We start from the raw sequence: 12,285 nt of genomic DNA on the forward strand, positions 1-12,285 counted from the left end.
GGTACGTCTCCGCCCGTGATCTGCTTCGAAAGCGCGACGGTGGTCGGTTTCGTGCACGTCTTTGGCAGCGCTAAAGAGCTGCTGGATACTTGGCAAGCGGCCCAGCAGCGGGTTCTGGCGCGACACGCGGCGGCACTGCGGGCGGCCGGGGCCAAGGCATGGAACGTTTACTCTGTGTTTTTGACCTCCGAGCTGGCGCCAACCCTCCAGCACCAGGTCGAGAAGCTGGAGGAGAACTTCGCTCTGACGCGAAAAATCGCACGAACCGCGATGCAAACGGCGGACGACGTGACGAACGTGCTGATGCCACTAACCCCGATCAAGGCTAAGCCGCTTCTCGAAAACGATGACATCGCCGACAGATTGCGCTCTCGCGCGAAAGATGTTCCGGTCGAGGCGCTGAACGCCTTCTTGGGAGATCTGCGGCCAGAGGACGTCGCCGAGATATTGGGGAGTCCGACATGAGGCTCGACTACGTTGAAGTTTGCGGGTTCCGCGGGTTTCGCGAAAAAGTCCGTGTCGATTTCGGACCGGGCTTCACCGTCATCACCGGGCGTAATGGGGTGGGCAAAAGCACACTCTGTGACGCTGTCGAGTTCGCTATTCTCGGCGAGATTGCGAAATACACAGTGGAGTCGGCCTCGAAGGAGTCGGTTCGTGACTACATATGGTGGCGGGGTGATGGTTCACCGTCGAGCCACTATGTGACTGCGTCCTTTGTCGATCGGGACGGCAAAACGTTTTCCATCACACGCACTCGGGACGGTGGCGGCGATAAGACGCCGAGCGAAATCGAAACCCAGCTCTGTCAGGGTGCGGCGCCCGACGATCCGCTTAGGCAGCTCTGCAAAACCTCGGTCATCAGGGACGAGTGGATCGCGAGCCTCAGTCTCGATCTGAGCGAAACGCAACGGTTCGATCTGGTTCGCGCGGCCCTTGGGTCCGTCGAGGGCGCCGACCTCGCGGCTAAGGCGAAGGCCGTGGTTACACTCGCGGAGGCGGCCTGCGGCCGCGTTGAAGAATCCTATCAACAGGCCCGGTCGGTACTGCAGGGCGGGCTTGTGCAACTGTCGGAGGCAAATGACGCTGCGAACCGGAGCGGCGACATTTCCACGGCGATGGGGGTGCTCGATCGGGTCATCCCGCCGACGGGCGGAGAACTTGCGCAGAGGATCGACCTCGCTCAGCGAACGCTTCCCGATCGACGTAGGCGCCTCGAAGGTCTCGGCATTGCTGCGTTTGAGGGACATGAAATCGCGGCGCACCAAAGGGCGCTTAATTCACCAGACGAGGTGGCCCGCAGAGAGGGAGCGAATGCGGCGTTGGAAACTGCCCGATCCAACTTCGATCGCCTCAGGGCCGAGTTGGAAGTGGCACAGCGCGCCTATGACGTTGAGGCGAGGGCGAGTGAAATTGCCGCTTCGTTGTCCATCCTGGTGGAACATGGCGAGGCGCTGGGCCTCCACGACGGGCATTGTCCGCTTTGCGCGGCAACGCGGACCAATGCCGAATTCGCTGCGGGCATCCAGAGCGCCCGGGCGCGGATCGATCAGCTTGCCGAGGGCGTGAATTCCGCGCAGGACAATCTCGCCAGCACCCGTCGGGCGGCCAGTCGGGCGGAACAACAAGTTGCCGAAGCGCAAACTCTCTGGGATGCAATCGAGCAACAGTTGCGGGCTCTTCGGGCGCGAGAGGAGGCCCATATCGAGATCTTCGAACGCTATGGGCTGGATCCAACCAACGCGGCGAACCCGGGCGCGCTTGACCGAGAAGCGCTGGACGAGCGCGAGCAATTGGTCGAGCTGGAGCGTGCGCTCAACGCCTTGGAGGCCTCGCGGGCCATCGAGGCCTTGACCTCGGTCGATGCGCGAGTTTCGCTTTTGCGGCGCCAAGCCGACGCTGCTGCGGACGAACTTGCGCGCGCTCAGAGCGCGGTGGCGGCAGCTAAATCACTGGAGAAGAGCGTTCGGCGTTCGGCGGGCGAAATCGTTGATGAGCGGCTTGCCCGCATAAGCCCGCTGCTGAACGAGATTTACCAGCGACTCCGCCCGCACGCGAACTGGCGCAGCATCGACTACAGCATCCGTGGTGATGTTCGACGCTTCCTCAGTCTGAAGGTGGGCAACGACCTCAATCCGCAATTCGTCTTCAGCAGCGGTCAGAGGCGAGCCGCGGGTCTCGCTTTCCTTTTGTCGGTCCATCTGGCTAGACCGTGGTCCCGATGGGAAACGCTCATGTTGGACGATCCCGTTCAACACATTGACGACTTCAGAGCCCTACAGCTTGTCGAAGTTCTTTCGTCGTTCCGACAGGCCGGGCGCCAGGTTGTCGTGGCGGTCGAGGATGAAGCCCTGGCCGATTTGCTTTGCCGACGGATGCTCAGCACACCGGAGCAAGGGGGGAGACGATACACGATCGACTTTAATGAGCGCGGAGCGGCCAACGTGAGCGCGCGGCAGGACGTTCCGCCGATGCCGCCAAGCATACTCCGTCAATCTGACGCCGTTCAGGCAACGGCGTAAATCTAGTCCATGGCGAAGTAGCCGGGTCCATCTTCAAACGGCAGGACTAGCATGTCGATGTGGGTCACAGGCGGCTCTTGGTGACCGTGTTGGCCGAACTCGGCTCATCTCCCGTAAGCCGACATGTCGGCGTGTGGAGTCACCGGACGATCATTGCCAGCGACCACTCGGTTTCGTTCGCGCCGCGATCGTCGTCTCGATTTCCTGAACCATCTCTCGTACCCGTTCTGCGCCGTTCGAACAGCGCTCGCGTCTGTCTATCGGGTGCAGTTCTCGCCAACTGAGCACGATAGCCTGCCTCCGCTCGGAATTTCTCAAGTTGAGCAATAAGTTCTTCCATTCTCGCTCTTCTACTCCCCCCAGGCTCCAGAAGCTGTTTAGCGGCGACCTATCGGCCAGACACCTGGGAAATTTCCCAGGGTCCCAAGGCGTACAATGGCGGTTGCGCTCCAGGGAGAAAGACGGCTCAAGGGGCGGGAGCTTAGAGCTCAGGGCGACGCTCGAAGACGGAGTCACGGTTGCGCTGCTTTTTAAAGCGAGACAGGCGCCAGATGCGGTGCCGTAGAACTACCGTGCCAAAATTATCATTGCTGCAGTGCACCCACGATGCTTGCTGTTGAGGCAGTGAAAGCTTCATAAGACGTCGAGATCAATTGGATCGGAGATGTCTCCGGAACTGATCGACGAAGGACTATTTGTGATGACCGATTTTTCCAGCATTCAGCAGCATCTTACCGCTATCACAACCGCTCAGACCGATTTCGCGAAGTCGTCGTTCGAGGCCAGCAAGGCCTATTTCGAAAAGCTTGCAGCCGTGAAGTCGCCCGACAAGTTCACGGAATTGACAGCCGAATACGCCAAATCCGCACAAGAAATGTTCTTCGCCGAAGCGACCAAGATCGGCGAGCTTTACAGGACCTTTGCGCAGGAAGCCTTCAAGCCGATCACTTCAAGCTTTCTGCCCAAGTGACCGCATAAAGCGTCTCTTACCAGCCTCGCCCGATCTGTCTTGAACATGGCTATTTCCAAAAAGCACAATGCCGCCTAGCCGAATATCTTTGGAGGGTGGCATTGTGTGTCAAAACTGACCTTCAGGCCTTGCTTTGCTCTGTGTCCTGGATGCCGATAGGGGGTCCCAGTCGAACGCCGATTGACATGCTACGGTCGCGCTGGTCCCGTTTGGTGAGATTGTCGCTCATCTTCCTCCTCCATCGCCCGTACAAGCCGCTCATCGTCCAGGACGGCCAGCAGGTCATTGATTGTGTTCTGGCAGTCCCGCGGGCCAGGCTCGACATAGCGAGCCAGGATGGCTTGGGCTTCTTTTACCGCTTGGGTTACGCGATCCGGCATGCCGGCACTCCACTCACTCGCGGAGAAAACGCCGTCAGGAACGCCCCGTTCCCTTGCTGAGCCCCTTGAAGGAGCTGGCGCGCAGCGGGCCCTCAGAGGTGATGTCCCGGTATTCGACGTCGGCGTAGAACTTCGGCTCCACCCATGTGGCCTTCGGCTTCTTGACGGGCCTGGTGAGCTTTTGCTTCGGGCTCCTGCAATGACTGAGAATCGGTTGATCCAGTTATGGCCGTTGCGGGTGAAGGCCTTACGGTCGTCGCCGTCGATGTGGAGCTGGATGCGGTAGCCGTCGTATTTGACTTCGTGAATCCACTGAGCCCCGGAAGGCGCTTTCATCTTCAGGGTCGCAGCTGAGGGCTGATAAAGCCCGGCATGGAAGCTCGCGGCTTCTTGGCCGGCGCTCGGGTACGCTTTGCCACTAACGCAACTCACAAGAAGCCCGCCGCCGGTGTTCGGACCTGACGGCGGGGCAGTCTAGCCTCGCTGCATCGTGGCGCTTGGGAGCAAGAGTTGGAAGAGATTGCCGCAGGCCGATGAATAGAAAAACTTGCCAAAGCGCGGCGCTCGGCCGGTGGTGAAAGCCGCAGGCACGCTTGCCTAAGTCGGGAAATGGGGCTGAATGCCAATTGAGCGCTTAACGCAGGCGCCGGGGAATACGATCCTCTTCCGCTATTGTAGCTGACAGCTCGCGCAATCGCGAAACCGGAAACGAGAGCAAAGCTTGACCAAACCCCTGCCGGTGTCGCCATGCGGCACGGAGCGCTGGAACGCAACGTAGAGCTTTCCGCTCATCATGATGATGCCGCCTGGCCCGCCGATACGCTTGATCATGATCGCGCCCCCACCATCCGCTTGCCGGCCTCGGTCTTGAGCATCTTCGCCATCATCCAGCAGCTCCCCGCCGTCGTGCTCGCCACGTAGACGACGCCGGCGGCGATCAGCGCGTAGGTGCCGGACTCGACCGCCTTCCAGACCGTCGACCAGATCAGGATCTGCGTCACGAACCAGACGCCGTTGCTGGCGACCGACCACTTCGCGTGATGAGCCACGTCGCCGGAGTTGCGCGATCGACTGACGGCGGTGAAGGCCGCGTTCTGGATGAACGACACCGCGGCGAGGCCGGCGAGGATAAGGATGGCGTTCATAGCGCGCCACCCGTCTTCGCGGGCGACGCGACGATCTCCGGCGGGCCGTCCGGCTGCAACCAGATCACCTGGTCGCCGACCATCATGCGCACCGCCGTCGGCTCATAGGGTGTGCAGCGGACGAAGCCCTGCGACATCTGCACGGGCTCGTCGCTCGCCACATTCTCGACCGTGCACGTCATGGCGTCGATCTCCGGCGCCGGCGGCTGCGTCATCGAGCTGCTGTCGAACAGGCGGCGGTCGGCCATGGTTTCGTTCCTCTTGCGCTGCTGCAGACTCGTTACAGCGGCTGCAAATTCCTTAGATCGACGGGTGTATGCTGCAGATTCCTTACGGCGCGCCGGCGGTCGCCATCTTCGATCCGACCAGCGCGTCAGCGACCTCGTTGCAGCGCTCACGCGTTGGGAACGTCATCGCAATCCAGCTATCCGGCAACTCTTCGCGTTCGAGCGGCCCCTGCTGCGCGAGCGGAATCTTCTCTCCGACCGGGCCAGGCGCCACGTTCGGGACGATGAAGACGGCGGGCTCGCCGTGTAGCGTCCCGATATCCACGCCGTAGAGTCCATGTCCGAATATGATGACGTTACTCATCCCACCTCCATGTTGGAAGCCGGCGCGGGAGCGAACCCCGCGCGCTGCTGTCGCGGCAGCGCCGTGTTCGAGAGCGTCATCCGAGCAATGGCCCGTTGCCGGATGATGTGCTCAAGATCGTTATGCGTGGGGCCGAGAAAGAAGGTAATCGGGCGGCTTGAACCGCGTACTGCTTTGGCAGCTTAGCTCGTCGCCGCCTCATCCAACCGCGCCAGCCCAGCCTCGATCACGATGATATCTTCCTCGATCTGCTGGACGGTTGCCCGGACATCAAAATCTGTACGTGCCTTTAGGTCCACGGCCAGCTTCCGGCGCTGCATGCGCAGATCATGCAGAGCCCTCCGATTGTTCAAGCGAACGTAACCGTCCACAATCAGCTCGATTGCGTTTGGCATTCCCATCCCCCTGTCGTGATCGACCGATACCGAACCGCTTAACTAGCGACACCCTTCAAAACGGCATCTCGTCGCAAGGCGTCTCCAGCAACCGTCAAATGCGACCCTATGGCCAACCCGAGGCGAGCCAACGTCAGGAGGGCAAGCGGGTCACACAGTTCAATGGAAAGACCGGCTCCCAATATCGCAATTGCGCGTTGTTCATCCCTATCGAGATCGGCCCATGAGATGCCGTCCATGATGCGTCTCCGTCGCAAAGAACTATCTAAAATCCAAACGCATGACGAATTTGCCGCAGCATAGCCATCGCCGCGTCGGTGTACCGACCGTGGGTTAGGTATTGATCGATCTGCGCTGTACTGATCAGCGCCACAACTGCCACCATGAAGCCCTTAAACATTGGGCCTCTCCTACAAGAGACCGCCAACCGGGCGTGTCGAAGTATTGAACCGTTCTCGGAATGCGCTGCTGTATGTGACGACCTAATACAGCAAATGGTGACAGTCACTAGTAACCAGTTCCTTAACGGCGCGATGTCTGGATGGGAGCGCCATGGAAAGAGGCGAAGGCATTGCAACGGCCTTTGCGAGATGATGCGCTCAACTCGTGATCGTGGCGATGAAGGAAAGATCGAGCGATAGTACGAGCGTCTGAACACTTGCCCCGGTGTCCTCCGCCCCCATATCCGACGTATGCAGCTCACCGAAATCCAAGACCAAGCAATCCAAGCCCGCATAGCTCTAATCGTCGGCGCAAGGACGTTCGACCGTCTGTTCGCGGGCGTGCGGTTCGATGAAGTCGATGGGGACATCCTGTTCGTCTACGCCAAGGACGAGGACACCGCCGCCAAGATCGAAGATGAATTCGCGCTGCACATATCGATCATTGCCTCAAAGATATTGGAGCGCGAGATCAACATCGTGATGGTATTGCCGAGACAGCTCGTCAGTTGAGCTTGCGGGTGAGACCGGGGGAGCGGCGGTGGCGTGCCGATGTCCGATCTTTTGCGAAAGCCCGTCTCGCGCGCCAGGCAGCAGTTGGTGTTGACGAGGTTGCCTGAGCGTTCAACGGCCCTCACGCAGCGCGCGATCACACGGGAACAAAGTAAATTGTGGCGACGCATTTCGACCCAATGGGCAGAGGGGCCTTAAGGCTTCCTTGACCAAGTTGTTCATATAACGAGGCATATTATTCCTCCGAGGAGCCGATGAAGGTCTGGGTCAGCCTGGCTTTGCCTGCGGTGCTTGTGCCGCTGGGGCTGCGCTTTGGCTCGACGGTGGCGGAGGAATCAAAGGAGGCGGCAGAGATCCGCGCCAAGTACAGTCGGCCGGCAGCGATTCCTTTCCCGGACCGCAATCCCTACTCGGCACTAAAAGCGGCTCTCGGGAAGATGTTGTTCTTCCATCCGTTGCTCTCGAGGTCCGGTACCATTTCCTGTGCGACTTGCCACAATCCGTCGCTGTCGTGGGGAGATGGCCTTGCGCGTGCGGTCGGGGAGGATCCGAAAGGCCTGCCGCTTCGTTCGCCCACTCTGATCGATGTGGCGTTCACCCAGCCGTTGGGCTGCGACGGGAAGTTCAGGGATATCGAATCCGTCACGTTTGGTCCGATCATGGGTGGGGCAAACATGAATCTGACAGGATCGGAGTTGATTGACCGTCTGTCCACCAGCCCGGCCTATGTCGATGCGTTCCCAAGCGCCTACGGGGATAGTGCGATCACCCGGCCCAGGATCGAAGCTGCCTTGGCGACCTTTGAACGCACCATTGTCGCGGACGAGTCCCCGTTCGACCGCTGGATCGCTGGGGATGAAACCGCGATCAGCGCGGCGGCCAAACGCGGCTTTGCGCTCTTCAACGGCAAAGCGCGTTGCTCAGACTGCCACAGTGGGCCGTCTTTTACCGATGGATCGTTTCAGGATATCGGCACCGCGAAAGACGGTGATATTGGCCGCGGCCGGCTGTTTCCGACGTCACAAAAGCTCCGATACGCATTCAAGACGCCGACATTGCGCAACGTTGCGCAGCGTGCGCCCTACATGCATGATGGATCGGTCGCAACGCTCGAAGAGGTCATCGAACTCTATGACCAGGGTGGGATAGACCGCCCAAGTCGGTCCCTTTCGATAAAACCCGCTTGTCCCCAATAGCGGCGCGAAAGCGGATGTTGTCGGACTTTCAAGAAGGCCAAGCTCAGAAGTCGCTAGACCCATTCGACTGGCTCACGAGGTCAAGTCGTCGAGCAACGCCTCGGCTTCTTTCAAATCGAGCGTGTCGAACCCTTCAGTGAACCAGCCGTAAACCGGAGCCAGCAGATCACGTGCCGCGGTGCGTTTGCCCTCATCGCGCCATAAGCGGGCAAGGCTCGTCGCTGCCCGGAGCTCAAGTGATTTCGCCCGTTGTTGCCGAGCAGTCTGTAGAGACTTCAGCAGCCATTTGCTCCCTCCGAGCTGGCCGCTAGATAATGCCACCAACCCTCGCAGCCGAGAGATTTCCGCATCCCACCAGTGCTCGCCGCTTTGTTCCGCAATGGCAGCAGCACCCGTCAGGGCTTCGGCTCCGCCGGGGTGGTTTCCTGTGCGACAAAGCACTTCGCAAAAGAGCGCAAAGCTATAGGGAGCGTACTGGATCGTGCCTCGCTTCGCCGGATCAGCAAGCGCGGCGCGGTAGGAGGCAATCGCCGGCTCAATCCTATCCGGTGCCAACAACGCCCAGCCGCGGAGAACTCGTGGATCGAGCGGCAAGGCAAGGCGCTTCTCCGCCGCTAGGGTCTCTGCGCTCTCAATGCACTGCAGCACCGAAGGTGAGTCACGTCGGAACTGGTGCAATATCGACGCATGCAGACGCGCCATAGCAAGGCTGAAGGGATGATTCACCCGTTCCGCAAGCGCCAATGCGTCATTCACGCGAGCGAGCGCCGTGTCAGGGTAGCCGAGCAGCCAGGCGCTCCAGGCACCTAGCGTTCCTGCACACACTCCAGGGTCGTGGCCGTAGATGTGTGCGTGCGTCCGGTGCTGCTCGAACTCATAAAGGGTTCGGCCCTTATCGCAATGCTCCTGCGCCGGAGCGAGTTCGCCGCAGAAGAAATGTGTTGTCCAACCCGTATGATGAGCCTCGAGGCGAAGGCCGACATTACTACTCTTTTCCACCAGGCTCAGGAGCCTATCTGAAAGCTGGCGCGCCGCATTCCAATCCGACGTACGTCGGAAAGTCCACAACCCCCATATCGCGGTGAACTGAGAATCGATGTCCCCTATCTTATCGGAAAGCTCGTGCGCACGAGCGTGCGCTTTTGCTGCTTCGGCCGAGGAGAAGCCGTTGGCGTTACTAAGAGACACGCCTTTAGCGAGTTGCAGCTTGATCTCCTGCTGATCGCGCTGCGCATCCAAGAGAGATGGCAGCAGGGACAAACCACGATCGAAATGACTGACCGCCTCGGCATACGCGGAGCGGGAAGCCGCAAACTGGCCCGCTTTTAGCCATTGATCAGAGGCTCGTTCCGCCTGTCCGGCACCCATCAAATGATGAGCCAGTATCTCTGGCTGCCGATCGACCAGATCTGCGAAATGCTGCTCCAAGGTGGTGGCAACTCGTGCATGCAACTCTTGCCGTCTTGGGCGCAGCAGCGTGCCATAGGCAGCGTCCTGCACCAGCGCGTGCTTGAATAGATAGCTGGAATACGGAGGCACACCTTGCCGGAACAACAAGCCAGCGGAGATCAGACGGTCCAAGGCGGATGCCAACTCTGGCTCCGGCTTGCTCGCAACGGAAAAAAGCAGGGTGTGAGAGAACTCTCGCCCAATCGCGGAACCGATCTGGGCCACCTCCTTGGCGGGCCCGAGCTGGTCGAGCCTCGCCATAAGCGAGGCGTGCAGGCTTGCGGGGACCGCCGCCGCAGGTGACGGAATATTGCCTGTAGTTCGCCGCGCTTCGCCCTCGCTCTTGGTCTCCAGGACCGCCTTCGTCATCTCCTCCACAAAAAGGGGAATCCCGTCCGTGCGCTCAATGATGTCCTGCCGCACGCTCGCCGAGATAAGCTGGTTGCCCACGATCTGATCAATCACCGTCTCGATTTGGCGCTGCGCCAGCCGATTGAGGGTCAGAGCAGAGACGTAGGGCCGTCCGATCCAGTGCGGTTCGAACTCTGGACGAAACGTCACAATCAACAGCACACGGTAGGTCCGAAGCCGGTCAACGACCCCGCTGAAAGCTTCTTGACTCGTGGGATCGGTCCAATGTGCATCCTCGACGATCATTAGCACAGGTGTGGAGCGCGACAATGCCTCCACCTGTGACCCGAGCGCTTCAAATGTCCGCTGGCGGTGCTGTTCGAAGGGTATGTCGAGCGCCGCGTAGCGTCCGTCTTTTGGCAGCGACAGCATGTCGGCGAATAGCGCCATATCCTCCAACGAGGTTGAAGTCTGCGCCAATACTGTCTCGAGCTTGTCCAGCTTCGTTTCCAGCGGGTCGTCATGCGCAAATCGTGCGGCCCGTTCCATCTGGCCGATGATCGGATAAAAAGCGCTGTCGGTATGCTGCGGCGAGCAGAAATAGCGCAATCGGGTATGCGGCTCGTTAGCGATGCTTTCCAGCAGCGCCACCGTAAGCCGCGATTTGCCAATACCAGCCTCGCCGGAGAGCAGCACTACTTGGCCTTCACCACTCTTTGCCTTGGACCAGCGTCGCAACAGGAGTTCGAGTTCTTCGTCGCGCCCAACAAGCTCGGTCAATCCGTTCGCGTGCAAGGCCTCGAAGCGGCTTTCGACTGAAGCCGGCCGCAACGCAGCCCATGCCCCTACGGCGCCTGAGATACCTTTGAGCTCTTTCGGCCCAAATTCTTCAAGCTCGAACAGATTGCCCAAGAGCTTCCGAGTACTCTCCGCAATGACGACGCTGTTCGGCTCAGCAACGCCTTGCAAACGTGCCGCAAGGTTTGGCGTTTCACCGATTATGGCGTGCTCCTGAGAAGCGCCGGACCCGATGAGGTCGCCGACAACCACCAGTCCCGTTGCGATGCCGATACGCGTCTGCAGGGGCGCACGGATCTTCAGAGCACCTACGCCAGCCACCAACTCCAGCCCCGCCCGGACGGCCCGTTCCGCATCGTCTTCGTGCGCCTGCGGATACCCGAAATACACCAGTACCCCATCGCCCATATACTTCGCAACAAAGCCGCCGAACCGCCTCACGATGTCGGTGACGCACTTCTGATACGCGGAAATGATCTCGCGTAGGTCTTCAGGGTCCATGCGTGCTGAAAGTGCTGTTGAACCCACAAGGTCCGAGAACATCACAGTGACTTGGCGACGTTCGGCGGCATCGTGGGGCGTCAACTCGGCCATAACGCGTTGAGCTACGTCAGGGCTCCCAAGCTCCTGGATAGCCGCAAGCATTATGCGCCGATGCCCGAGCAGCACGCCGATGTCCTTAAGGTCCTGATCAGTCAGATGGCGAAGTGCTGCGAAACCAATCCCGTTTTCAGCAAAACGCCGCGCGTACTCGGACATTCCGAGCTTTTGGAGCCAGTCGGCAATTTGCTGCATCGCGGCCCTCCGGATTTTGTGTAACCCACTCTGGACCGATAGGACCGAAAGTCTACCACGCGCGCCGACTTATTCCAGCACCCGCCGCGAGGTTGCATGTTCGGTCAGGGTCAGAATGCGAAGAACTCAAGGAGAACAAATCTGGTCCGTGGCCGAGGCGCTGATCACCAACTCGGATCGACACGATGCCGAACGCTGGCTGGGCCGCGCGCTTCGAACAGCGCAGAAACAGGACGCGAAGTTTTGGGAACTGCGCGCCGGCACAAGCCTAGCCCGACTTTGGCTCGATCAAGGCAAGCGTAGCGCAGCCCGCGACCTGCTCGCGCCGATCTACGGCAGCTTCACCGAAGGCTTCGATACGGGAGACCTCAAAGAAGCCGCCGCGCTACTTGCTGAACTGACCTAGTGAGGCACTGCTCATCGGCGATCGGACGTTTATCGGTCCGGAGTCCGCAAGGCCACCACAACCGCGTGTCCGTGTTAGACACCCATCTTCTGCGACTTCTGCTCCGGGGGTCAAAAGCGGGCGTAGACGCAAAGCTGGATAAGCGTCCGGTTTGCCTCTTGAGAGCCGACACGACGCGTGTTCAAGCGATGTTCGGCTAAGGCCACAGGACTAAACCGCTCGCGCGGTAGGCACGACGGCCGGCAGCGCGGCTGAGAGGATAGCGCAACGAGGCGTCCTGTCTTGAGATGAGGGGTTCGCAACCTTCACCCAAGACAGGAGCATCCCCATGACC

The 12,285-nt window shown here is 60.0% G+C and carries 14 protein-coding genes and 1 pseudogene; 6 read left to right on the top strand and 9 right to left on the bottom strand.

Features of this window, described 5'->3' with window-relative positions:
* Positions 1–15 precede the first annotated feature (15 nt).
* From ACIPUD_RS15890 to ACIPUD_RS15900, 3 genes are all read left to right on the top strand, one after another.
* Entirely contained in the window at positions 16–465 is a 450-nt protein-coding gene (locus tag ACIPUD_RS15890) for a hypothetical protein (RefSeq protein WP_446481109.1), read from the top strand.
* Positions 462–2,522, top strand: coding sequence for an AAA family ATPase (locus tag ACIPUD_RS15895; protein WP_446481110.1), 2,061 nt, complete (start codon positions 462–464; stop codon positions 2,520–2,522). Before ACIPUD_RS15890 ends, ACIPUD_RS15895 begins: the two co-directional genes overlap by 4 nt.
* Positions 2,523–3,222: 700 nt before the next feature.
* Entirely contained in the window at positions 3,223–3,492 is a 270-nt protein-coding gene (locus ACIPUD_RS15900; RefSeq protein ID WP_446481111.1) for a phasin family protein, read from the top strand.
* 414 nt (positions 3,493–3,906) lie between these two features.
* Here the strand turns inward: ACIPUD_RS15900 and ACIPUD_RS15905 are convergent, their stop codons facing one another.
* The 8 genes and pseudogenes from ACIPUD_RS15905 to ACIPUD_RS15940 form a co-directional block, all read right to left on the bottom strand.
* Positions 3,907–4,014 (bottom strand): hypothetical protein, encoded by a 108-nt coding sequence (locus ACIPUD_RS15905; RefSeq protein WP_446481112.1) that lies wholly within the window; start codon positions 4,012–4,014, stop codon positions 3,907–3,909.
* Between the two features lie 116 nt (positions 4,015–4,130).
* Positions 4,131–4,208, bottom strand: a pseudogene (locus ACIPUD_RS15910) (hypothetical protein); the annotation flags it as partial.
* 491 nt (positions 4,209–4,699) lie between these two features.
* The gene (locus ACIPUD_RS15915; RefSeq protein WP_446481113.1) at positions 4,700–5,017 is read right to left on the bottom strand and encodes a hypothetical protein; all 318 of its coding nucleotides are present in this window, start codon (positions 5,015–5,017) and stop codon (positions 4,700–4,702) included.
* Positions 5,014–5,265 carry a hypothetical protein gene (locus tag ACIPUD_RS15920; RefSeq protein WP_446481114.1) on the bottom strand — a complete coding sequence of 84 codons (252 nt, stop codon included), beginning with the start codon at positions 5,263–5,265 and terminating at the stop codon, positions 5,014–5,016. Before ACIPUD_RS15920 ends, ACIPUD_RS15915 begins: the two co-directional genes overlap by 4 nt.
* A gap of 82 nt (positions 5,266–5,347) precedes the next feature.
* Entirely contained in the window at positions 5,348–5,608 is a 261-nt protein-coding gene (locus tag ACIPUD_RS15925) for a hypothetical protein (RefSeq protein WP_446481115.1), read from the bottom strand.
* 182 nt (positions 5,609–5,790) lie between these two features.
* Complete coding sequence (locus ACIPUD_RS15930; RefSeq protein WP_085351656.1) at positions 5,791–6,003, bottom strand: hypothetical protein; 213 nt, start codon at positions 6,001–6,003, stop codon at positions 5,791–5,793.
* A 38-nt stretch (positions 6,004–6,041) separates the two neighbouring features.
* Positions 6,042–6,242 carry a hypothetical protein gene (locus tag ACIPUD_RS15935; RefSeq protein WP_085351509.1) on the bottom strand — a complete coding sequence of 67 codons (201 nt, stop codon included), beginning with the start codon at positions 6,240–6,242 and terminating at the stop codon, positions 6,042–6,044.
* Between the two features lie 26 nt (positions 6,243–6,268).
* Positions 6,269–6,403, bottom strand: a complete 135-nt coding sequence (locus ACIPUD_RS15940) for a hypothetical protein (protein ID WP_317245668.1) — start codon at positions 6,401–6,403, stop codon at positions 6,269–6,271.
* Between the two features lie 292 nt (positions 6,404–6,695).
* On the opposite strand from ACIPUD_RS15940, the gene ACIPUD_RS15945 reads away from it, so the two are divergent.
* On the top strand, positions 6,696–6,956 hold the full coding sequence (locus ACIPUD_RS15945) for a hypothetical protein (RefSeq protein ID WP_085351508.1): 261 nt from the start codon (positions 6,696–6,698) through the stop codon (positions 6,954–6,956).
* A gap of 254 nt (positions 6,957–7,210) precedes the next feature.
* Entirely contained in the window at positions 7,211–8,152 is a 942-nt protein-coding gene (locus ACIPUD_RS15950; RefSeq protein WP_446481116.1) for a cytochrome-c peroxidase, read from the top strand.
* Positions 8,153–8,224: 72 nt separating this feature from the next.
* On the opposite strand, the gene ACIPUD_RS15955 is transcribed toward ACIPUD_RS15950, so the two are convergent.
* Positions 8,225–11,545: an adenylate/guanylate cyclase domain-containing protein gene (locus ACIPUD_RS15955; protein WP_085351507.1), complete on the bottom strand. Its 3,321-nt coding sequence runs from the start codon at positions 11,543–11,545 to the stop codon at positions 8,225–8,227.
* Positions 11,546–11,693: 148 nt separating this feature from the next.
* On the opposite strand from ACIPUD_RS15955, the gene ACIPUD_RS15960 reads away from it, so the two are divergent.
* Positions 11,694–11,951 carry a hypothetical protein gene (locus ACIPUD_RS15960; protein WP_446481117.1) on the top strand — a complete coding sequence of 86 codons (258 nt, stop codon included), beginning with the start codon at positions 11,694–11,696 and terminating at the stop codon, positions 11,949–11,951.
* The last annotated feature ends 334 nt before the right edge of the window (positions 11,952–12,285 follow it).

This window comes from Bradyrhizobium sp. CAR08 (assembly GCF_052871955.1).